Annotated in this window: 18 protein-coding genes and 1 pseudogene; 6 read left to right on the plus strand and 13 right to left on the minus strand. The window is 56.0% G+C overall.

Annotated features, from left to right (window positions below):
• Nucleotides 1-592: 592 nt before the first annotated feature.
• Nucleotides 593-2,857 carry a DUF7024 domain-containing protein gene (locus tag J8I34_RS01170; protein WP_198030787.1) on the minus strand — a complete coding sequence of 755 codons (2,265 nt, stop codon included), beginning with the start codon at nt 2,855-2,857 and terminating at the stop codon, nt 593-595.
• 210 nt (nt 2,858-3,067) lie between these two features.
• Here J8I34_RS01170 and J8I34_RS01175 point away from each other — a divergent pair.
• Nucleotides 3,068-3,254, plus strand: a pseudogene (locus J8I34_RS01175) (transposase domain-containing protein); the annotation flags it as partial.
• Between the two features lie 204 nt (nt 3,255-3,458).
• Here the strand turns inward: J8I34_RS01175 and J8I34_RS01180 are convergent.
• From J8I34_RS01180 to rfbF, 8 genes are read right to left on the minus strand one after another with little or no spacing between them, the layout of a single operon-like run.
• Nucleotides 3,459-4,394 carry a glycosyltransferase family 2 protein gene (locus J8I34_RS01180; protein WP_029045408.1) on the minus strand — a complete coding sequence of 312 codons (936 nt, stop codon included), beginning with the start codon at nt 4,392-4,394 and terminating at the stop codon, nt 3,459-3,461.
• Nucleotides 4,387-4,785 (minus strand): GtrA family protein, encoded by a 399-nt coding sequence (locus J8I34_RS01185; protein ID WP_209805166.1) that lies wholly within the window; start codon nt 4,783-4,785, stop codon nt 4,387-4,389. Before J8I34_RS01185 ends, J8I34_RS01180 begins: the two co-directional genes overlap by 8 nt.
• 6 nt (nt 4,786-4,791) lie before the next feature.
• On the minus strand, nt 4,792-5,721 hold the full coding sequence (locus tag J8I34_RS01190) for an NAD-dependent epimerase/dehydratase family protein (RefSeq protein WP_209805167.1): 930 nt from the start codon (nt 5,719-5,721) through the stop codon (nt 4,792-4,794).
• On the minus strand, nt 5,712-6,650 hold the full coding sequence (locus J8I34_RS01195) for a transketolase family protein (RefSeq protein ID WP_084402358.1): 939 nt from the start codon (nt 6,648-6,650) through the stop codon (nt 5,712-5,714). Before J8I34_RS01195 ends, J8I34_RS01190 begins: the two co-directional genes overlap by 10 nt.
• Nucleotides 6,647-7,468, minus strand: a complete 822-nt coding sequence (locus J8I34_RS01200) for a transketolase (RefSeq protein ID WP_029045411.1) — start codon at nt 7,466-7,468, stop codon at nt 6,647-6,649. Before J8I34_RS01200 ends, J8I34_RS01195 begins: the two co-directional genes overlap by 4 nt.
• Nucleotides 7,469-7,480: 12 nt before the next feature.
• Nucleotides 7,481-8,803 carry a lipopolysaccharide biosynthesis protein RfbH gene (gene rfbH, locus J8I34_RS01205; protein ID WP_029045412.1) on the minus strand — a complete coding sequence of 441 codons (1,323 nt, stop codon included), beginning with the start codon at nt 8,801-8,803 and terminating at the stop codon, nt 7,481-7,483.
• 8 nt (nt 8,804-8,811) lie between these two features.
• A complete protein-coding gene (gene rfbG, locus J8I34_RS01210; protein ID WP_029045413.1) occupies nt 8,812-9,888 on the minus strand; it encodes a CDP-glucose 4,6-dehydratase in 1,077 nt (358 codons plus the stop codon).
• Nucleotides 9,888-10,661: a glucose-1-phosphate cytidylyltransferase gene (gene rfbF / locus J8I34_RS01215; protein ID WP_209805168.1), complete on the minus strand. Its 774-nt coding sequence runs from the start codon at nt 10,659-10,661 to the stop codon at nt 9,888-9,890. The genes rfbG and rfbF overlap by 1 nt, the downstream gene beginning before the upstream one ends.
• A gap of 894 nt (nt 10,662-11,555) precedes the next feature.
• Here rfbF and J8I34_RS01220 point away from each other — a divergent pair.
• From J8I34_RS01220 to J8I34_RS35420, 5 genes are all read left to right on the plus strand, one after another.
• The gene (locus J8I34_RS01220; protein ID WP_371748028.1) at nt 11,556-13,631 is read left to right on the plus strand and encodes a DUF6311 domain-containing protein; all 2,076 of its coding nucleotides are present in this window, start codon (nt 11,556-11,558) and stop codon (nt 13,629-13,631) included.
• A gap of 9 nt (nt 13,632-13,640) precedes the next feature.
• Nucleotides 13,641-14,564: a glycosyltransferase family 2 protein gene (locus tag J8I34_RS01225; RefSeq protein ID WP_029045416.1), complete on the plus strand. Its 924-nt coding sequence runs from the start codon at nt 13,641-13,643 to the stop codon at nt 14,562-14,564.
• Nucleotides 14,561-14,905 carry a DMT family transporter gene (locus tag J8I34_RS01230; RefSeq protein ID WP_051320342.1) on the plus strand — a complete coding sequence of 115 codons (345 nt, stop codon included), beginning with the start codon at nt 14,561-14,563 and terminating at the stop codon, nt 14,903-14,905. Before J8I34_RS01225 ends, J8I34_RS01230 begins: the two co-directional genes overlap by 4 nt.
• Before the next feature lie 678 nt (nt 14,906-15,583).
• Nucleotides 15,584-16,141, plus strand: a complete 558-nt coding sequence (locus J8I34_RS01235) for a sterol desaturase family protein (protein WP_051320343.1) — start codon at nt 15,584-15,586, stop codon at nt 16,139-16,141.
• A complete protein-coding gene (locus tag J8I34_RS35420) occupies nt 16,080-16,454 on the plus strand; it encodes a sterol desaturase family protein (protein ID WP_369796394.1) in 375 nt (124 codons plus the stop codon). The genes J8I34_RS01235 and J8I34_RS35420 overlap by 62 nt, the downstream gene beginning before the upstream one ends.
• 37 nt (nt 16,455-16,491) lie before the next feature.
• Here J8I34_RS35420 and J8I34_RS01245 read toward each other — a convergent pair whose 3' ends face one another.
• The 4 genes from J8I34_RS01245 to J8I34_RS01260 form a co-directional block, all read right to left on the minus strand.
• Nucleotides 16,492-17,709, minus strand: a complete 1,218-nt coding sequence (locus J8I34_RS01245) for a glycosyltransferase family 4 protein (RefSeq protein ID WP_084402361.1) — start codon at nt 17,707-17,709, stop codon at nt 16,492-16,494.
• Between the two features lie 209 nt (nt 17,710-17,918).
• Nucleotides 17,919-19,172, minus strand: coding sequence for an oligosaccharide flippase family protein (locus J8I34_RS01250; protein ID WP_209805170.1), 1,254 nt, complete (start codon nt 19,170-19,172; stop codon nt 17,919-17,921).
• On the minus strand, nt 19,165-20,310 hold the full coding sequence (locus tag J8I34_RS01255; protein ID WP_035876865.1) for a glycosyltransferase: 1,146 nt from the start codon (nt 20,308-20,310) through the stop codon (nt 19,165-19,167). The genes J8I34_RS01250 and J8I34_RS01255 overlap by 8 nt, the downstream gene beginning before the upstream one ends.
• A gap of 39 nt (nt 20,311-20,349) precedes the next feature.
• Nucleotides 20,350-21,636: an exopolysaccharide biosynthesis polyprenyl glycosylphosphotransferase gene (locus tag J8I34_RS01260; RefSeq protein WP_029045420.1), complete on the minus strand. Its 1,287-nt coding sequence runs from the start codon at nt 21,634-21,636 to the stop codon at nt 20,350-20,352.
• Nucleotides 21,637-21,838 lie beyond the last annotated feature (202 nt).

Below are 21,838 nucleotides of genomic sequence, written 5' to 3' on the forward strand. Positions count from 1 at the left end.
TGATCCGGTTGGGGATGTTGCTTATTTTTCAACCCAGGCTGTGGATAACCTTCTGCGTTTTTGCACGGAGAAGCGATGCCCAAGCCCCCATGACGATACGCATGATCAAAGACGTGTTACGACTCAAACACGAATCCAGACTGTCGCACGCCAGCATTGCCGCGGCGCTGCAAGTCTCCAAAGGGTGGTGTCCAAGTATGTGTCGCTGGCCGTTGAGGCCGGACTGGCATGGGACCAGCTACAACGCGACCTCGACGAGGCGGCGATCGCCGCCCGCTTGCTCCCAGCGCACGCAACAACGCCTACGTGCCGCCGGACTATCCCGCATCCATCAGGACCTGCGCCGCAAGGCGTCACGCTGACCCTGCTGTGGTAGGAATATGTCGAGGCTCATCCCGGCGGCGGCCGAAGGTCTGCAATGAGCCCTCAAAACAAGCAGAAAATACCGCGCTGCGTGCCGAAGTGGCCGCGTGGCGGGAATGTGCCGCCGCCAAGAGCGAATACCCTTTGAGGGGCAGCTCATTCGAGCCGGGCTATGCCTGCTGCCTGCTGCAGTAGACATCGCCACCTTTCAGCCTTCAGAAGACTGTGATCAATCGGGCTGCACCGACAGGCGGCGCAGGCCGATGCCGATCTTGCGTTGGTCGCCGCCGATTCCCAGTTCGTAAGGCGATCGGGGATTTCCTGCGGCAATCGTGATCTCCCTGGATCCCTCTGCGGGCGCGAAGTGCAGGGAGAATTGCTGCATGCGCGCAGTGGGCATGAAGGTAGAGGACTGTCCTCCGATGCTGACCATGACCGGATTGCCAGCGTTCGGGCCGAAAGCTTGCGCTTCGATATTCAGGACAAACTGCTTGGGTAGCGCGTCTGCAAAGCTCACCTTGACGGCGCGTGCTAAGTTGGCATCTGACCATCGTCCCCAGCTTTCGAGAATTGACAGCCCTTCCACGGAGGAGACGAACCTGGGCCAACCGGAGCGGCTGAAATCGATGCCTTGCTGCAGGGTGCCGCGATACCGCTCGCCGTCTGTGTCGGCGACAAAGTCGACGCGTTCCATGATGTCTTTGTCGCTCAGGCCGGTGAGGGAAGCGGCATTCGCGGGGTTGCTTGCCAGAGCGAAGAACGCTTGTTGCCCATCGTTGCTCACTAGCGTGGCGGGTTTGCCCAGCAACTGAGTCAGCTCTCGCTCAATTGCCGCTCCTTGATCGATATATCCGCGGCGGTCGATGTAGATGCCGGCGAATCCCAGGCTTTCCAGAATCGAGAGTTGTCGAGATGTCGGTTGTTGTGCCAAGGCGCGGAAGAAGAGATCGCCGGGGCGCCCTTTCATGCCGCCGTAGCTCCACTTGAGTGACGAGGAATGAAGGTAAGCCCGCCCCAAATCGTAAGTACCCAGCTTGTGCTGGTGTGGCACCTCGGGAAAACCGATATATGGCAACTGATAGATCATGCTCCCTTGAGGAACCTGCTTCTCAATGTTTGCCACGAACTTTGCGTCGTTCACCCAGGCCGCCTCGTTTGCCACGAGGCACGCGGTGCAAGCATTGGTCGTCTGATCCCATAGTGCCAGCGCGCATAGCGCGACGGCAATGATCGAGCGGCGAGGCGCGACTCGTGTGCCGAGATACTTGACGCCAATCATGGCGGCGCACACCGAGGTGAATGCAATGAAAATACTGACCCGGTTCCAGCCGCGGATTGCTGGACTGATCAGCAGGCTGAAGAGAGATGAGAATCCGCCGATCGTCGATGCCAGCAGTAGAACCAGCGTCAGGCCCGCAAGCACATGGAGCAGCCGTCCATCTTCCCCGCTGGGCTGCGGTATCAGCAGTCTTGTGAGAAGGAACAGCAGGCCAATGCTGCCAATGAGTCCAAGCGCCGCGAAACGGTTCTCGTAGACCAGCGGGAAACTGTTCGAATACTGGGCGTTTAATGACGCGAATTTCGGAAGGCGATGTTCGGGGCGCGGCAATAGCAGTTGCACGAGCTTGAGCCCGTGGATTTCGGCTTCATATGCAAAACGTTGCACGGCTTCGGGATTGGCTGCGTGCTTGCTGCGGTCCAGCAGATTCGGCGCGACGTTTGCGGCGATTCCGAGCGTCACGATACCGACAGCAAGGAGGCTAGGCAGGAGTGCACTAAATTTCCGGGTGCTGAGGCTGCGTATGATTCCACCACCCAAGAATGCGATCAAGCCGAAGAGCGCGTAATAGACACCAAAGCATGATGCAGCGAGCACGGCGCAGACATCTATGACCAGCGTGGACTGCTTTCCTTTCCCCTTCTTCCACCCAAACGACCCCGTGGAGATTCGGTATGCGTACCAGACGAAAATGGGCGCAACAAAGTACCAGGTGTAGAAGAGATGCGGCAGCCGCATGAAGTGGAATGGCGCGATTGTATAGATCAGGCCTCCGGCGAAGCTGAGGGTACGGCTCAGGTTGAACTTGCGCAGCACGAAATACGCTGCCAACGCGTTCAACGGAAAACCCAGCAGATAGTAGAAGTTCAGTGCCGCGGCTGGCCCACCGAATAACGAGCCGAGAATCTTGAGCGCCAGCAGACTACCCGAGTCCGGCATCGGGTAGTCATAAAGGGATGAGCCGAAGGGCGTGCCCATGAGGTCGGTGTGGTAAATCCACTCGTTCTCGATGACTCGCTTGATGACCGTGAGCATCAGCAGGCCGTCACCCTCGTAGATCAGCGGTACCCCAAGTTTGACAACAGGACCTCCAGCGAGCACCCAGCCGACCAGTGCCGTTACTAAAGTAAGCGCGATCGGCGTGATGAAACACAAGCGCCCCGCACTGGCACTTGCGGTGGCTGCCGATGAAGGTTGGGCAGTGAAGTTTGTCACGGCGTTTGTCTACGAAGAAAGTTATTGGACGGGGTTGGTGTGCTGTGTCTTTCCCGCGCGGGCAAGTGCTCCGCCAACACGCCCCATTTGGGGGCGGCAGGAAAAATTCTCGTCATCAGAGCCAATTTTTCTGAGCGAACACGTCTTATCACTCTGAACGCACCAATTCACGCGGCTTGTTCAGCATAGCCCTAACTGTCGGACTCAGGAGATAGCGGTGGCGATCGGGCTGCCGCGATGTACACACTCATCGGCACCGCCCGGCTCAATGAACCCGGAAGCGTACTTGCGCCATGTGCTGGGCCGCATCGCCGATCACCCCATCAATCGGATCGCCGAACTCCTGCCCTGGGCCGTCGCTGACGAACTGCCGTTCCTCGACACGCCCGCTCCCTAACTCCTGCTACGCCAACAGCGATTCATTCGACTGTGCTGACCGGGTCGTTACGCCTGCTCGGCGAGCCCGCGCAGTAGTTCGGCCTGGCGCCCGCCGTAACTCAATCACTCTTGGCGAGTCGCCAAAATGCAGGATGGCGGCCCTTGCCAGGATCTGCACGATGACTTCGGAGCCAATATTCGCCGCTAGTTTCACTCGATTGCACTAGGAATCAAAATTTATGCGTTCAGCTTCGATCACTAGGGGCATGTTCCGAACCTGCGTATGTATTGATCCTATGTATTCGCCAAGCAGTCCAATGAAAAACGTCTGAATTGCACCAAAAAAGAAAATACCAATCAGAACTGGGGCAATCCCAAGCTGAAAGGAGTCCCAAAAAATAAATTTAGCAATCAGAAAGCCGATAGCGGTAAATAGGCTGAGAATGGATAGGAGAAAACCACCCATGGCCATAAGTCGTAATGGCACCTTTGAGTGATTCGTGATTCCTAACATTGCTATATCATACAGCGTGTAGAAGTTGTTCTTGGTTATTCCGCGCTGGCGCCTCGGTTGCTTGAAAGGCACGGTTGCGATCGGAAACCCTATTTCACATAGCAGACCTCGAAAATATGGATAGGGATCCTGAATTTTTCGCAAAATATCGATGATGACGCGGTCGAAAAGACCTGCTCCTGTGGCATTTTTGACGAGAGGAACCTCCGATATTCTGGAAATAAACCGGTAATAGGTTTTCCGAATAACAAACATCAGGGGGGATTCTTCGCTCTCTGGCTTGACGGCCAATACGGTTTTATATCCATTTTCCCACGCCTTTAGAAACTCCGCTATCATCTCCGGCGGATCCTGCAAATCCGAAGCTATCAGGATGCAGGCGTCGCCGCTAGATTGTAGCAAGGCATGATAAGGGGACCTGATGTGACCAAAATTTCTTGCATTAATAATAACCTTAACCCGCTTGTCCCTGGCAGCAATTTCCCTGAGCTTTCCGACAGTGCCATCCGTGGAGCAATTGTCGATACAAATATGCTCGTACTCATACGGAAGCTTGGACATCACCTCAGCGATCCGCCGATGCAGTTCTTCGATATTTTCTTCTTCATTATAGCACGGTGTGACAATGCTTATCAGCTTAGTCATAGTTGAAAACAAATCGCTTATTTAGGATAAATGCCAGCGCAGCCATCGGAAGAATGAGAATTGCACCCCCGACGTAAGGGGTGACTTCGATGAGAGAAAATGCCTTGATTCCGGCTGCGTTCACTATGTAAACCACAACATAGGAGCCAATAAAGCGATATATAAGGCGGTTGTTGCGAGAGCCAAATACGAGGGCGCCAGTACTTTTGAAGTTAAAAATTACTCCGAAAATCGTTGCCAAGAACAGGGCAAAGGTGAAGTGCAGCCCTGCATACACAAGGACTGCAAAACACCCATATCCGAATGCGGAATTCAAGGCGCCAACGAAAAGAAATTTTACAAACTGGTGTTTAAGCAATTCGTGGCAAATATTCAATGTGAACTTCTGCACGGTTGGCTATATTCGTTTGCTTATCAGACGAACTTCGTTCAAAATACTATCCATTGAATTTCGCGTTGGATAGAATCCGAAAATCTCCGCTTCGCGATTCATCGAATAGTAATTCATCTTCACCCCGGTCGCGTTGACGCCTGCCGGTGCATTTCTGACTTCATACGCCAAACCAAACTGTTCTTTCAGTGCTTCCAGTAACGTCATCTTGGCTACTGGCGCGAGGGTGTAACAATCCACTACCTTATTCGAAGGGGGGGCCTCGAGAATGAGGGAGACCAATCGCGTAAAGTCGTCCGGTCCAATGTAGTCTCGTACAATATTGTCCGGCGAAGTAATTAACGTCTCGCCTGACTCTATCGCGTGCAAGAGATCTGTAATAAAGAATCGCGCTGAAGGATTCTGCGTGTGGCTGAAATAGCTGAATACCCGAACATCCACAATCGAGAGGGTCGGGTGTGCACGATGGCGGCATTCAGCATACAACTTGGCAACGCCATACCAGTCCTGCGGCTGGAGGTTGTTGATTGCAATCACAGCCCTGGTATTTGCGTCCACCGGCTCGGCAAAATTTGAACCGTACGCGGCGCCACTGCTCAGAAAAATGTATCGGCAATCTGGGTAGTGCCTTAAGTAGTCCATTGCCAGGTCGTCGTATTTCAATGTGACATCGAGGATGGACGCTCCCATTGCCGCAGCCGTGGCTGGATTGCCAACGCCGACGAAATTCACAATGGCGTCGAAACGCTCATCTATGTCGAAGGCGCCGAAGTCCGCAACGCTATGACGGTTCGACAAGCCTGCCCCCGCCAGCCAATGTTTCATGGTCTCTGGGCGACGTACAAACAATGCTAACTCGTGATTGCGTTGCCCAGAGAAGGCCAGCACCAGATCTCCCGCGATTTGGCTGGTGGCACCAAGGATAGCTATTCGCATAGATTCGCTCGAGGCAGGGAGGCGAGGTAATCGCGAATTCGTTGCTCAATTGCCTGGCGATCTAGTTCGTGTTCCTTCAGCAGATACTCGTAGGTACCGCAATGATGCGAAAAACGATCGCGAACGCCAATTCTCAGAATTCGTAAAGGTGCAGATTCTGATGCAATTTCACATATAAGGGAACCTAGGCCCCCCAGTATGGAGTGTTCCTCAAGGACTACGATTGCACGACTATTCTCGCAGATGGCGGTCACCTTTGCGCTATCAATAGGCTTGATGAAGGGAGCGCTCCAAACTGCTGCATCGGGGTATCTCTGCGCAGCGATATCCTTGGCTGTGCGCACCAGAGAGCCTGTGGCGATGAATGTGATATCGCCGGGTTTTCCGGATTTGACTTCCAATAACGCCCCGATCCTTGCTTCTGGTTCGGCAAGATGGACGTCGCCGCGGTCAGATTTCCCCATGCGCAAGTAGACGGCAGACCTTGATTGATACGCCAATTCCATGCAGGCACTTAGCTCGAAACGATCCGCGGGCGAATAGACCGACAAGTCTGGAATCGCTCGTGCACAAGCAATGTCCTCGGTGGCCTGGTGACTCGTACCCAGATGGCTATAGACAAACCCTGCTCCATCGCCGATGAAAACGACAGGCAATTTGTCGTGAGCCACATCAAGTTTTATTTGCTCGATAACCCGTAACGGTATAAAGGCACTTAGACCGTAGACGAAAGGCCTGAAACCGGCCCGCGCCAGTCCTGCGGCCATCCCGACCATGTTTTGTTCGGCAATACCTGCATTGATGTATTGCGCGGGACACTCTTTGCGGAAAGCATCGAACAAGGCATATCCATGATCCCCGGTTAGGAGCAGCACATTGGGGTCGGCTTTTGCGAGGCGAATCAGTGCGTCAGAAAAAGCAGCTCTCATTGTGCACCCCCGGCAACGGCGGATGCAGCCTGTGCATAGGTTTCCGCATTTAGGCGTGTGTAATGCCAAATATTATTGTGTTCCATGAAAGGCACACCTTTGCCTTTGACCGTCTTGGCAATGACAGCTTTTGGCGACCTCGAATCGCTTTTCCAGAGATCGGTGATCGCGCAGTCAATGGCAGTCTCATCATGACCATCGATCGTTACCGCTTCAAAGCCGAAACTCTCGAACTTGGATTGGATCGAACCAAGCTTGAGGACTTCCTGAGTACTCCCCATTGCCTGGAAGCCGTTCTCGTCCACGATGACCATGAAGTCCTTTAGCTCGTGGTGGGCCGCGAAAAGTGCTCCCTCCCAGATAGGGCCTTCATTTAGCTCGCCATCGCCCACCAAGGCATAGGTCTTTTGACCAGTGCCACGTAGCTTTGCTCCGGTCGCGAGACCTACGCCGACCGAGAAGCCGTGGCCCAATGAGCCCGAAGTCACTTCGAGACCTCGTATTCTTGAATCGGAAAGGCCTTTCAGGTCGCTGCCATCGGAAAAATACCGCGACAGTGCCTCATCCTTAAGCCAGCCCAATTCGTGCATGCAGGCGTACTGTGCCATAACACCATGGCCCTTGCTGAGCACGAGATAGTCGCGGCCAGGATCAACCGGATTGTTGCCCGGATACCGCAAATGGTTTCGATATAAAACCGCTAGGAGCTCAATAATTGAGAACGCACAACCAATGTGCACCGTGGAACCGGCATAGGCCATATCCAGTACTTTTTTTCGGAGTACACTGGTATCGAAGGCTTTCGTCGGGAGGCTCATTGGAGGCACCGCTTAAAAATTCACGCCCAAATAGGCTTCGATCTTGCTGGCGGAAAATTCCAGCATGTCTTGCGTCAGCGCAGGCTGCACGCCGATCCAGAACGTGTTGTTCATTACTTTGTCGCTATTAGTCAGCTCGCCGCTTATCCGGAAATTTCGTCCGATCATATAAGGTTGACGAACTAGGTTGCCAGCGAACAGTAGACGGGTGCCGACCTTGTTCTGGTCAAGATATTGAAGCAGTTCGACGCGAGTGACCGGAGCGTTTTCCTTGAGGGTAATCGGGAAGCCGAACCAGGACGGGTCTGAATTAGGGGTGGCTTTCGGCAGGATCAGAAATTCTTCGCATGCAGCCAGACGCTCCCTGAGGAAGGAAAAGTTATTCTTCCGCTGCTGGATAAAGGTAGGAGCCTTTGCGAGCTGCGCCAAGCCACAGGCAGCTTGCATATCGGTAATCTTGAGGTTATAGCCGAGATGGCTATAGGTGTATTTGTGGTCGTAACCTTCGGGCAAGCTGCCGAGTTTTTGGCAGAAACGGCGACCGCAGGTGTTGTCCTTGCCAGGCGCGCAATAGCAATCGCGGCCCCAGTCTCGGAAGCTCTCAGCGATCAGTTTGAGTTCGGCATTGTTGGTGAAGACTGCGCCCCCTTCACCCATTGTGATGTGGTGGGCAGGATAGAAGCTCAGGGTGCCAATGTCGCCGAAAGTGCCGACGAGCTGACCGTTGTACGTGGAGCCCAGCGCGTCGCAGCAGTCTTCAACCAGCCAAAGGTTGTATTTCTTGCAAAGGGCGGTGATGACTTCCAGGCTGTATGGATTGCCCAGCGTGTGGGCCAACATGATCGCTTTGGTTTTGGGGCTGATGGCAGCTTCGATCTTGGTGGCATCGATATTGTACGTGCCTAGTTCGACGTCGACGAAGACGGGCACAGCACCAAATTGCAGAATGGGGTTGACAGTGGTCGGGAAGCCAGCGGCGACACCAATGACTTCGTCGCCGGGTTTGATTGCGCGCTCACCGAGCTTGGGCGATGTCAGCGTGGAAAATGCGACCAAGTTGGCGGAAGAGCCGGAATTGACAGTGATAAGGAATTTGACGCCGAGGAAGGCGGCAAGGCGCTGTTCAAATTCGTCGTTGAAGCGACCGGTCGTCAGCCAACCGTCGAGCGAGGCTTCGACCATGAGTTTAAGTTCGGCGGCGTCGAGGACTTTGCCGGACGGCGGCACGACGGAGGCACCGGGCAGGAATGGCTGTGGGGCCAGCGCGATAGCGGCGTACTCGTCGACCAACTTGGCGATTTGTTCGCGGAGTGCGTGGGTATTGGCGTTTTGCATGGTGTTCTTTAGCTTTTGATCAATGTTTGATAGCCGTGGATCTGGGCGAGGGTCAGTTGGCGGATGTCAGTACCGGCTTGGCGTTGCTTTGCCCAGTCTACGATTAGCTTCAAAGCATCGTTCAGGCGCAGGATCGGCCGCCAATTAAGACGGCTTCGCGCCTTGGATACATCCAGCTTGAGATAAGTAGCTTCGTGCGGATGGTGGCCAGTGTCGATTTGCCATCTGGCGCCGTTACCCCACATCTCAGCCAGTTGCTCCACAATCCACCCAACTGGCTTGGCGTCTTCGTCGCTGGGGCCGAGATTCCAGCCCTCAGCGAAGGCGGGGCCTTGTTCGTGAAGACGCTCTGCCAGTATCAAGTAGCCTCGCAGAGGTTCCAGGACGTGCTGCCAGGGGCGGATAGCGTGGGGGTTACGAATGCTGACGATCTTGCCCTGTTCGAAGGCGGTTAGGATGTCCGGAATCAAACGGTCTTGCGCCCAATCGCCAGCGCCAATGACATTGCCAGCCCGAACAGTAGCTAGGGCAATACCGTGTTGAGCATGCGAGGTAGCGTTAAAGAAAGACGAGCGATAGGCGGCACTGACTAATTCCGCGCATCCTTTACTGTTGCTATATGGGTCATAGCCGCCCATGGGTTCGTTTTCGCGATAGCCCCAGACCCACTCCCGGTTCTCGTAGCATTTGTCGGTGGTGATATTCACTACGGCTTTGACGCCAGGCGTGTTACGCACGGCTTCAAACAAATGCACTGTACCCATCACGTTGGTGGCATAGGTCTCGACCGGATTTTGGTACGAATAGCGCACCAGCGGCTGGGCTGCCATGTGGATGACGATTTCTGGTTGAGCGCTGTGCATGGCTTGTCGCAGCGCAGGGAGGTCACGAATGTCGCCAATGATTGATCGCATGCCGCCTGAGACATGAGCCTCATCAAACAGGCTGGGCCGCGTTGGCGGCGAAAGGGCGAAACCGGTGAGCTCTGCACCGAGACTTTGCAGCCACAACGACAGCCAGCTTCCCTTGAAGCCGGTATGACCGGTAAGAAAGACGCGTTTGCCGCGCCAGAAAGCTGAATTCATTACCAGATCATCCAAGGAGCTTTGCCGGACTGCCAGAGTTCTTCGAGGTAATTTTTGTCGCGCAGGGTATCCATTGGCTGCCAGAATCCATGATGCTGAAAGGCCGCCAGTTGCCCATCTTCTGCCAATTGTTCTAAAGGCTCGCGCTCCCAGCTTGTATCGTTATCCTTAATTAGGTCGATTACCGCAGGCGAAAGAACAAAGAATCCTCCGTTTATCATCCCCCCATCGCCCTTTGGCTTTTCTTTGAAAGAGAGGACGCGATTGTCGGTATGGATGTCTAGTGCGCCGAAGCGGCCTGGCGGGTAGGTGGCTGTCAATGTTGCCTTCTTCCCGTGCTGTCGGTGAAATTCGATGAGCTGGCTGATATCCACATTGCTGACACCGTCACCGTAGGTGAAGCAAAACGCTTCCTCATTTTCGACGTATTGTCGGACGCGCTTGAGACGACCACCGGTCATGGTATTGTCGCCAGTATCGACCAATGTTACCTTCCAGGGCTCCGCATAGCGATGGTGGACTTCCATTTTGTTGTGCCGCATGTCGAAGGTCACATCCGACATATGAAGGAAATAGTTTGCAAAATATTCCTTAATGACATAGCCTTTGTAGCCACAACAAACGACAAAATCATTGATACCGTGTGACGAATAAATCTTGAGTATGTGCCATAGGATAGGCTTACCCCCGATTTCGACCATGGGTTTGGGGCGGGAACTAGTTTCTTCACTGATTCGGGTGCCGAGTCCACCAGCGAGGATCACTGCCTTCATTCCAATCTCCATTTCTTATTTTCGGTCTTCATTGTTCTTCCGCTCGTCAATCACATCTGTAGGAGCCAGCTTGGACCCGTGTGTGGGTTCGAGCATAACAACCACCGCAAAAGGGGCGGGAAGTCTCCGGAAAGACTGCATTCTAACCCGCAGTCGGGTGAGCGTCTTCCCTTATGTGGCTTATACTGCGCGTGTAGGGCTTGGAAATCCTCAGATAGCGGAACAATGTTGCCGGCCAACCACCGACATACCCTCCCACACGCTTGAATTCCGGTTGCTTCTCCCGATCGAGCGGCTCAGAGGTGCACCATGCGGCAGCCTAAGAAGGTTGGTGAGCAAGCCGATGCCGAAGGATGGATATGCCTGACGGCCAACAACATTTGATTCCCGGGCGACAGGGACTGTAGACCCAGAGAGAAATCCGGGCGAGGCTCCTGCGGCACGTAAGACACGCCAACAAGCTTTGGCGCAAGTCCCGCTTCCATGACCGCATGAAGCGCTGGCAGCCTGCTTGAATAGTGGCGGCGAACACGCCGCTACGATGTGCACGCTCATCAGACCACGCTGAGGGGATCAGTCAAGAAGTGCGCCATGCACTACGTGTGCATTGCCGAATCCCATCAACTGCCTCCCAAGCTTGTGCGTTCGACTGGGTGGACCTATCAATGCCTCCTTACCCTCGCACGCGTTTTCAGTGCGGCTGATCGTCTGCGTCGTCAAATCAACATTTCCTCGGGAAGTTACAATTTAGCAGATGTTGGGGGTGAGGTTAAATTAGTGCATACTAACAAGTTTTCCAGGCTCCATGAGCGCCCGAAGCCATTCCCAATGAATGGAGTAAACCGACGGAGCAACTGGCAGAAAAAGTGGAAATGTGAGGGAGAGTGATCTGTTGTGAGACGCGTTGCTAAAGGAGTTTTCGATGTCCCTTGCCCGACCTGGGCCGCTGCAGCAATTGCGTTGGCCGTTGCGACCGCTTACCTCGCATACGTCTACCCGTTGGATTTTTTTCGCGGCATCGGATATTACTTTTCTGATGGAGACGCCAGCCAACATGTGAGTGGATGGCTCTTCTATGCGCGAGACAGTTTGCATTTTCCCCTGCTTCGCACTACGCGCCTAAATAATCCCGATGGCGTAAGCATTGCATTGACCGATAGTATCCCTCTGTTAGCCCTTCTTCTTAAGCCAATAAGTGGCTTGCTGCCCCAGGGCTTCCAATATATTGGTTTGTGGCATGCGGTCGCGTACCTAACCCAAGCACTAGGGGCTGCAGTGTTAATACGGGTACTCGGTTGTCGGACACTTTTTGCCGCATGTATTGCTGCTTCAGTCGCTGTCTCCTGGCCGGCACTAACAAATCGCCTAGGACACACGTCGTTGATGACCCACGGGCTGATATTGTTTGCCCTAAGTGCATATTTCGCGGGTGTCAAGGACGCGAGAAAAAGCGGGCTTGCGGCTCGGTGCTTGATTGGTTTGATCGGTCTTGCGCTGTTGGTACATCCGTACCTTATGGCGATGATTTACGCGATTTTTCTTGCCTACGTGCTCGACAAGCGAGTCGGAGGCGAGAGCTGGCGTGTACAAGGGCTGCGAGTCGCGGCATCGCTAGGCCTGGTCGGGGCTTTGATGTACCTTTTCGGCTATATCGGTTCGGCGGGTGGTGCGGGGGGGTTTGACTATTTTTCGATGAACCTAGCATCCCCCTTCTGCGGTGGCCTCTTTCTGCATTGCCAAATTGACGCCACAGGGGGGCAACAAGAAGGCTTTAATTATTTTGGTGCGGGAGGGCTCTTGATTCTGGCCGCGGGCACACTGTCATTCATGCGCAAGCGTCAGCCATTGGGCGTGAAAGTCAAGTATCCTTTTTTGATACTGATGGCGATGGTCTTGACTCTGTATGCACTCTCAACTACGTGGTATCTGGGAGATAGCAAGGTACTCAGATACTCGCTGCCATCGGTATTCAAAATCATTACTAGTTCGTTTCGGGCGAGTGGTCGTTTTTTCTGGGTGGTTGGATATCTCTTGATGTTTGTTATGCTGGCCCGCTTGCTGAGGAGCAAGGCGCGCCTAGTACCGGTTGGCGTCTTCGCAGTTGCACTCCCGCTACAGTGGTTTGACACATCCGCTATCCGAAACAATGTAATCAACGCGGTGCATCGTCCTGAGCAAGTGGACCGAAAACCATGGCCATCCATTCTGGCTGACGCGCGTCACTTGATTATGTATCCGGCATTTGGTTGTGGTCATGTAGGCGCAGAACAGTATCTGTACTTCCAAAATCTCGCGGCGCGACAGGGATTGACGTTCAATACCGGTTACATTGCACGACTAAAGAGGTCGTGCGGCGTTGCAGGGGCGGGTCTGCCAGCCGAGTTTGACTCTGATACGGTCTTTGTTATGCGCGAGAGCGAACTAAAGTTCATCCGGTTTGACCTACCCCCTGCTCTTGTGACGGCAGCCAAACGTGGTGAGTGTGCGGTGGTCGATAAGATTCTTGTGTGTCGACGCAAACTGCTAAAGAGCGTCGGCGAGATTAAGTGGGAGCGGGCGCCTGTCAACGGCCTGATGCTTGAGGAAAAGGCAGAATACGCAGCTAAGGAACTGCCTACCGTAGTAGGGCGTCTGGAAGGCGGGCGCATAGTCAGCGAACCCAGTCGAGCTGGTATCCTAAGTTACGGCCCTTATGTCGATCTTGCGCCGGGCAAATACCGGGCATCGATCGAATATTCGTGTTCGTCGGCAGCCGACGGTCAATGTGGTACCTGGGATGTGGTGGCCGATGGTGCCAATAGATTGCAGAAGGTTACCCAGGGCGTCCTGCGTGCGACCGATGGCTCTAGCGTTAGCCTGAGTGCGGATTTCGCATTCGAAAGGCCTTTACCCGCGCTGGAAATTCGAAGCATATACGACGGTGATGGCGTCATGGAAATTCATAAGGTCACAGTTGAAAGAAGGTTTTGAAAGATGACAATGATTTCGATCGTAGTTCCGCTGTACAACGAGGAGGCAATCGTCAAGCGCAATCTCCAGATCATTGCGCGTGAAGCTGAGGCAAAAGGCCATACTCTAGAGATCATTGCTGTCAATGATGGCTCTGCGGATGGCACGTGGGCTGAAATCTGTGATGCCGCCATATCCGATGATCGAATTCGAGGGGTCTGCTTCACTCGCAATTTTGGTAAGGAGGCTGCAATTCTGGCGGGATTGATGGAGGCTCGCGGGGACGGCGTAATCGTGATTGACGCAGACCTGCAGCACCCACCTGCACTTATCCCTGAAATGATCCGCCTTTGGCAAAGTGGGTTTCCGGTGGTGGAGGCGGTCAAAGCGAATCGCGGCAAGGAAACTGTGGCCAATCGTGTGTTTGCCAAGCTTTTCTATAAAATATTTCACAACTTATCTGAACTCGATATTGCGGGCCACTCGGACTTCAAGCTGCTTGATAGGTCCGTTGTCGACGCCTATATCAGGCTGCCAGAGCGCAATCGGTTCTTCCGCGGTTTGATCCACTGGGTCGGGTTCAGAAGTGCCCGTATTCCGTTCCAAGTGGCCGAGCGTGACATTGGTGGGTCTAGATGGAACAAACTTAAGTTGTTGAAATACGCGATCAACAACATTACCATGTTTTCCAGTTTTCCCCTGAAATCTATTACATGGTTGGGAATGTTAATGTTTGCTCTCGGAGGTATAGTGGGAACGGTGAGTCTGATTCAAAAAGCGGAAGGTACTGCGCTCGATGGATTTACGACTGTAAACCTCCTTATTATTATGACAAGCGGCATATTGATGGTGAGTCTAGGTATCATCGGCCATTATCTGAGTCGTATATATGATGAGATAAAAGGGCGCCCTCCCTTCGTCCGTGAAACTCAGAGGAAGGACGTTCAATCATGAATGCCCCATTGCTAGCTCTTGTGTCGGTGCTGTGCAACGTGGCGGCACAAGTAATGATTAAAGTTGCCGGACGCCACGGCGTTGGTAACGACGGCATGGCGTCCTGGTTTTCGCCATGGCTGTTGCTCGCCATTGCCCTTTATGGATCCAGTTTCTTGTTGACCGTGAAGGTATTCGCGGTAAACCCGCTTTCCATGGCGGCACCTTTGATGGCGGGCGCAACCTTTCTGCTAGTCGCGATAGCAAGCACGATTGTGTTTGGGGAAAGCATTTCGCTTGGCAGGGCATTTGGTATATGTCTTATCGTTGGCGGCATCTTCGTGCTCGCAAGAGGCGCGTAGGGCGGTTCGCGGCTGTGAGGGTCCTGGCGAACCGAGAGGCGTTGCTAGAGATTGCTACCACAGGCCTTGTCGGGAAGAACGTAAGCTCAGTAGACATGCAGCTCCGAGAATGCGGCCTGGAGAGAGTAACCAGACGCAATGTGGAAGAGCGTAAAACGCAGCCCTTCTCCGAATGGACCCATTATGCTGTCGGTTCCGACTTGAACGAGAATCGAAGATGCGGCGCGAGTGGGGAAAGTAAGCCGCCGCCGGAACCGCAGGTGGTCATCCAGACTCGGGTGGTGGACACACTGCCTGCGACTGAATGAGGCCAATCTACGTTGACAATGCGGACGAACTATCGGACGGACGACACCGCCAAGGCCATCTTGCCCCCCAACCGCGCTTGGGCGAACATCTGTGGCTGGAGGCTTAGGTCGAAGTGAAATCTTGATGTCGCTCAGCTTGGCACAGCGAACAAGAGTAGTGGCTGACTACGACACCTTCCCCGCATCGCCGGGCAGCCTGCGAGCGCTGGAAGAGGTCAGGATTTGCGCACGCCACACTTTTGGACGTGGCCGCTGGATGGGGTAGCGCGCTAAAATCCTTCCAAAAAAAAAGCAAATGAGAGGAACGGGATGAGCTGCAATAGTTGCTGGTGTCCGTGCGGCCAAACGGAAGCTATGTGAGGCCGAGTAAATGACGGAATTCCTGTCGGATTTGGCAATGGCCCTGGCGGCTCCGTGGAAGGGCGTCGCAATTGCTGCGATTGCCTGTGGGATTGTGTGGATATTTGAGGTATGGAAGCCAGCGGCTGCAGATCCGGGCGCACACGGTAGATTGCATAATCTCGCGATGTATGCGGCGCTCTTGCTAGGTATGGCGGCGCTGGGTCCGCTCTATGGCTGGGTGGGGCTGCAACTACCGAATGTCGCGTTGATTGATCGGTTGTCCGTGCAGTGGCCGACGAATGGTTTTCTTCGTGCGATCCTGGCAACGTTTGTATATGCTTTCGTATGGGACTTCTTCCAGTACTGGAAGCACCGGGCCGAACACACTTTCCGCATACTGTGGATTTTTCACAGAACTCACCACGCCGATTCCGCGATGAACGCGTCGACTGCCGTAAGGCATAGCTTCGGCGGGCTCGTGCTGGGTTTCGTACTTGTACACATTCCGACCATGGTCATATGCGGTGGGGGGACTCTTGCCGTTTGCCGGTGCGATCGTACTTTTCAGCGGATGGGGTTACTTTAACCATGCAAATGTAAGGCTGCAGCTTGGGCCTTTAATGAGGCTGGTTTCCGGGCCTCAGCTTCACCGATTGCACCATGGGCGCGATAGCCACTACTACAATTCGAACTACGCGGCTTTCTTCCCAATCTTCGATTTGATTTTTGGCACGCTGCGACTCCCCAAGAAGCGGGAATGGCCCCAGACCGGTCTCAACAGCTTCCATCCGTCTGGTGGGTTGCTTGCTCATGTCTTCTTCCCTTGGAAAGACAACGAACGTGTTGAGCCGCGTGCGACGGATATGGAAACCGCTGCGGAGGGTAGAAGGCTGACATGACGGGCGGGCCTGCGAGAAGGGCCCATGACCGCCATCCTCAAGCGGACTTGCCGCGCCTGATCAGCGCGATCGCCTTCATATAGATATCTATCACGCGGCCCTCGCTGAAGCGCGCATCCATATCCAATCGTCCTGCCTTGCCCATTTGTCGCAGCGTTTCGTCTTCGCTTTGGCAAAGCTCGAGCAGGACTTTCGAGAGATCCTCTGCACTGCGTGGGCGGCACAGTCTTCCTGTTACCCCATCGCGCACGACGTCCCGGCATCCCGGCACGTCCGTGGCCACAATCGGCCTTTCCATTGAGGCAGCTTCAAGCAGTGTGCGAGGCACGCCTTCGCGGTACGAGGGCAAGACGATGCAGTCGGCCTGTGCGATGGCGCCTCGGACATCCGTTGCTGTGCCAAGATATTCGATGAGCCCTTGGTCCTCCCACGCCAGGAGTTGCGTCCTTGAAATGGCGCTGGGGTTCTCGACATCGGCGGGCCCGAGAAGCTGAAACCGGACTGTGGGATAGACGGCACGAATGCGGCGTGCAGCCTCGACATATTCACCGATCCCTTTGTCCCATAGCATTCGCGCAATCAGGAGGAAGTGGAATGTGTTGTTTTCTCTGGGCGGCCGCTCACCCGGTGTGTAGTGCTCGAGATCAATCCCCTCGCTGGGAAGCACAAAGGTTCGTTGCTCGCTGACCAAGCTCCGCTTGACGAATTCGCGACGGTCGTCTTCGTTGAGGAACCAGACTTGATAGGCTGAGCGCAGCGCCAGACGATACAGCCCGCGTCCGATTCGTGCGACAAAATTATTGTTGATGAAAACGAAGCCAAGCCCTGTTGTCACTGCAATACACGGGACGCCGGATAACCTTGCAGCCAGCGAGCCATAGATGTTCGGCTTGATCGTGTACTGAAACGCGCAGTCAGGTTTGAGTTGCCTATACAACCTGGTCAACTGGCTGAAACATTTCCAGTCAGCTAACGGATTGGCGCTTTTGGCCGACAGTGTCAGGGGGTGGAAGTCGCAGCCAAGTGCCTGTAATGCTTCAGAGCTGCGATCCACAGGTGCAATGACACTGACCTTCGCTCCGTGCGCGAGTAAAGCACGCACGACCCCGCCACGGTACTGCTGGACAGACCAACTCGAATTGGCGACGAATGCTATATGGGTGCCGTCCAGATGCAGCTTGCCGGGCTGATGGGCCACCTCTTCAAATCGCTTTGGTACCGCGTGGGCCGGATGTTCGTCAATACTGTTCAGCATCCTTGTCACATGCCAATTCGGCGGTCACACAGGCCCAATATGTTGCGGTTGTGCTCCGTCTAGCATTCCTGATTTCGTTGCACAGTGAAGGCAATAGATTTTAGCAGAACCCCAACAAGGGCCGTCTTGCGGGCCACTGTATCACCGCACAACGAGGAGAAGGCGCTCCGGGCCGCTACGAGCGATGTAGCAGCGGTATCGCTATCACCTCATGCAGCTTGCTTTACGGCATCAGGCTCCCGAGCCAGAACAACGAACCCCAAGCTCACAACAACCGCCAGTGCATTGGCCGCTATATATCCATAGACCGCGCCTTGCACACCATACTTGGGGATCGTGAACAGGTCGACAGCGGCAGTTGCGACCAACACGAGCAGCGATTTGCCTACCAGCCAAGCGGGCTTGCGCAGATGGACGGCAAGCAAAGCCAAGCCCGTATCCGCGAAGGCCAGTCCAGAGGCCATGGCGCCTTGCTGCAGAAGGCTCACAGTTGCCTCAAAACGCTCACCATACAGAAGTTGCACAATCCATGGTGCGCCGACAGCAATGAGGATACCCCCCACCATCCCGATCGCCGCCATGCCTCCCGCCACACGTGCGACGTTGTAACGCGCCTTGGCCAGGGTCGGCTGCGCATAGACCGCAAGCGGTGCAACCGCGCTCGCGATGATGGTGGCCAGCAGGGAAAAATTGTCAAGTACCTGCATGCAGGCCGCATAGGCCCCAAGGTCGATCAACGGCACGCGGGGTTTCAGCAGCAACTGGTCGATACGGCGCGCGCTGAACAGCAGGATCATGCTGACCCAGAATACCGAGCCGTCTCGCACCAGGCGCACCAGCAAGTCACGATCAAACGAATTCCAGGTGCGCGGGCGGCGGCGGGCGTAGTACCAGGTGAGCAGCGTCGCTAGCAGCATGGACTCCATCGCAAACGCCCAGGCATACTCGTGGACGGCGTGCACTGCCGAGAAATAGAGCGCCGCGATCAGGGCAGCCTTGAACGCCAGCGCGGATAGGCTGAAGACCACGCCAGGGCGGTTGTCGGTGTGCGCCTGCATCCAGGCTGTCACGACGCCGAACGGCTCGCGCAGCAAGATGGAAATACCCAGAATGGCTGCGATATGCACGGTGGTGGTATCTTGCCCGGTCAGCACGCTGCTCGTGAGCAGAGCCAAGTAGCCAGCAATGGAGGCAAATGCACGCAGGCCGAAGGCATGTGCGATCAAATGGGACTGGGCATCCGGTGATGGATGCGCGACCAGCCGCGGCACAACAACTTCAGCGCCACAGATCAACCCAATCGACGCCGCAATCAGCACCAGCGACTGCGCATACTGAAAATGCGCAAAACCTTCCGGTCCGACGCCGCGTGCAATCAACGCCACGATGGCGATGCTGACAGTGATCTGAAGAGCCCGCTCGCCCAGCAGCCAGACGACGTTGCGCGCGATCTGCCTACGCATGGTCGGCCTTGCCGGAGGCGTGGGGCAGGGCGGCTCCCCGGCGCTGCACGAGCTCCCGGTACAGGTCGATCCAGCGCTGGGCGACGCTGGCCAGGCTGTATGCGGCAACAGCGTGGACGCGGCCTGCCGCGACATCCTGCCGGCCCAGCAGGGCCGCACGCATGCCGCGCGCAAGCGCATCGGTGTCGCCTGCCGGCACGATGCTGCCCGACGCCGCCAGCAGCGCGCGGATGCCTGATACGTCGGTGGCCACCAGCGGCGTCTCGCAGGCGAGCGCCTCGGCTACCACGAGGGGCAGGCCTTCGCGCATGGAGGACAGTACGAACAGGTCGGCGGCGTTCATCAGCGCCGGAACGTTGTCGCAGGGTCCGAGCAGCCGCACGGCGTGCGAAAGCCCGAGCGCGGCTGCGTGCTGTATCAGCGTTGCCTTCAGGGGACCGTCGCCGGCAATCAGCAAGCAAATGCCTGCGCCGGTCTCCGGATCGTCTGCCAGTTGGCGGAATGCTTCGATCAGGCGCCGCTGATCTTTCTCGTGAACCAGCCGGCCGACATTGAGCACGACCCTGGCATCGGGGCCGATTCCCAGTGCCTGCCGCGCCTGCACACCTGCCTGCGGGACGCGGCGGAACTGGTCCGTATCGATGCCGTTTGGCATCACGCTGATTCGCCCGGTCTTCGTGGCGCCGACGTCCAGCATGTACTGCATGCCTTCCGCGCTGACGTGGGTGGTCGCTGCGCACAAGCCATCGGTCAGCCGATACGCCAGCATGCGCAGTTTGCCTCCCTCGCGTGAGCTGTGCGCGGTGCAGAGGACGGGGATACGCGCCCCGCCGGCGCGCCGCGGCCGCAGCAGCCGAGCGAAGATATTGGCGTGGAACATGTGCGCATGGACGATGTCCGGTTGCCAGTGCCCCACCCACTTGCGCACGGAGTGCAGGGTGAAAAGGAATCGCAGCGGATCCTTGTGCAGGTCCACGCGATGCAGCATCACCTCTGCGGGTAACACTACCTCTTGAGCAAGTGTCAGGCTGATCACCGCCACCTCATGCCCGAAGGCAACGAACTGACGCGCGAGGTCCGCGACCTGGCGCTCGGCGCCGCCAAGCCGAAGTCCTGTCGTCAGCAGCAGGATGCGCATCTGGCGGGGAGGCAATTCATGCGGGCCACGCCGAGCATCTCAGCGCGCGCCGTAGCCCGTTAGCAGCGTGCGCATGGTCTTGCCGGCGATCAGCAGGTCCATTGCCATCGAGCAGTGCTTGACGTAGTAGAGGTCATAGCAAAGCTTGGTGATGGTTTCCTCGTGGCTCGCGGCATAGCCTTGCTGGACCTGCGCCCAGCCCGACAGGCCTGGGCGCACGAGATGGCGGTAGGGATAGAACGGGATCGTCTCGGAGAATGACTCGACCATCAAGGACTGTTCGGGACGCGGTCCGATCAGGCTCATGTCGCCCACCAGTACATTCCACAGCTGAGGGATCTCGTCGAGCCGGTACTTCCGGATGACGCGGCCCACACGCGTGACGCGGGGGTCGGAATGTGCAGCGAACTGGGCCTCGGTGTCCGGTTCATCGGCCATGCTGCGGAACTTCAGCATCGTGAACACCTTCCCGTAAAGGCCCACGCGTTCCTGGCGGAAGATGGCCGGACCGCTCGATTCCATGCGGATGGCCACGGCAACGGCCAGCCCGATGGGGATGGCCAGCGGCGCCAGCAGCAGCACCGCGGCGATATCGCCCAGGCGCTTGAATGGCGCATAGATGAAATTCTGTGCGTGGTCGTCCAGAAAGTTCTCGTCGATGTGCGTCAAGGCCAGGCGGCCGGTCAGCAGCTCCGCGATGCGTTCGACCGAATAGACGTGGACGTGGCTGAGCTTGTAGCGCGCCAGCGTCCGGGTGCGTTGCGGGTCGACAGCAGCGCTACGGTCCATCATCAGGCCCTCGCAGTCGGCTGCTTCCGCGAGCGTGTTGATGCGGTGGAACTCGGCGTGTGCGCTGCGCGCCGCGCCAGGCATCGCCAGCAGTTCATCCAAGTGTTCGAGCGCCTGGGGGTCGGTATAGCCGAATTTCGGTACGTAGCGACGCACGAAGCGGAGATAACCGCTCCACAGCCAGACCATTGTGATCGTCATGCAGAGCAGCATGGCGCCCCGCGAATAGTCGATGCGGAATACCGCGCAGGTGGCCAGAAGGATGGCAAAGGGAACCAGTGTCGCAAGCGCCACTATGCTGTTGCCTTCAACTGGCGGAATATAGATAGTGCGGTCCAGCAGCATGCAGGCGATGGCATACGGCACCACGGACATGCCGATGGTATTCAGGAAGATCTGCGTGACCCAGCCATGGCGTGTGGCTTCATGTCCCCCAAGGGCGGCCAGTCCGTAGAGCAGGAGGCCCAAGGCACCCCATGCGAGCATGCGGCTGCGGCGGCGGGTGGTTTCTGACGATATACGCGTTGGCAGCTTCATCTTGTGACGCTCGGCTGGCGCCAAGGTTTGACCAACTGGCTCTGGGGAGTACGACATACGGACGGGAACAGGCTGGCCAGGAACAAAGGCGCCGTCGGCACCAGAAATCGTTGGCCTGCAAGGCCGGGCGGGTCTGTCGGGGTAGTATCGGCAACGGGCATACGGCCACGAGCAAACCAGCGGAGCGCATTATAAACCCCCC

Origin of the sequence: Cupriavidus phytohabitans (assembly GCF_017815025.1) — a bacterium.
Classification (GTDB): domain Bacteria; phylum Pseudomonadota; class Gammaproteobacteria; order Burkholderiales; family Burkholderiaceae; genus Cupriavidus.

Coding starts and splice junctions, on each gene's coding strand:
- J8I34_RS01180 (WP_029045408.1), bottom strand. CDS start 4,394: ATGACTAAGCTGATAAGCATTGTCACACCGTGCTATAATGAAGAAGAA.
- J8I34_RS01190 (WP_209805167.1), bottom strand. CDS start 5,721: ATGCGAATAGCTATCCTTGGTGCCACCAGCCAAATCGCGGGAGATCTG.
- J8I34_RS01195 (WP_084402358.1), bottom strand. CDS start 6,650: ATGAGAGCTGCTTTTTCTGACGCACTGATTCGCCTCGCAAAAGCCGAC.
- J8I34_RS01200 (WP_029045411.1), bottom strand. CDS start 7,468: ATGAGCCTCCCGACGAAAGCCTTCGATACCAGTGTACTCCGAAAAAAA.
- rfbH (WP_029045412.1), bottom strand. CDS start 8,803: ATGCAAAACGCCAATACCCACGCACTCCGCGAACAAATCGCCAAGTTG.
- rfbG (WP_029045413.1), bottom strand. CDS start 9,888: ATGAATTCAGCTTTCTGGCGCGGCAAACGCGTCTTTCTTACCGGTCAT.
- rfbF (WP_209805168.1), bottom strand. CDS start 10,661: ATGAAGGCAGTGATCCTCGCTGGTGGACTCGGCACCCGAATCAGTGAA.
- J8I34_RS01225 (WP_029045416.1), top strand. CDS start 13,641: ATGATTTCGATCGTAGTTCCGCTGTACAACGAGGAGGCAATCGTCAAG.
- J8I34_RS01230 (WP_051320342.1), top strand. CDS start 14,561: ATGAATGCCCCATTGCTAGCTCTTGTGTCGGTGCTGTGCAACGTGGCG.
- J8I34_RS01235 (WP_051320343.1), top strand. CDS start 15,584: ATGACGGAATTCCTGTCGGATTTGGCAATGGCCCTGGCGGCTCCGTGG.
- J8I34_RS01245 (WP_084402361.1), bottom strand. CDS start 17,709: ATGCTGAACAGTATTGACGAACATCCGGCCCACGCGGTACCAAAGCGA.
- J8I34_RS01250 (WP_209805170.1), bottom strand. CDS start 19,172: ATGCGTAGGCAGATCGCGCGCAACGTCGTCTGGCTGCTGGGCGAGCGG.
- J8I34_RS01255 (WP_035876865.1), bottom strand. CDS start 20,310: ATGCGCATCCTGCTGCTGACGACAGGACTTCGGCTTGGCGGCGCCGAG.
- J8I34_RS01260 (WP_029045420.1), bottom strand. CDS start 21,636: ATGAAGCTGCCAACGCGTATATCGTCAGAAACCACCCGCCGCCGCAGC.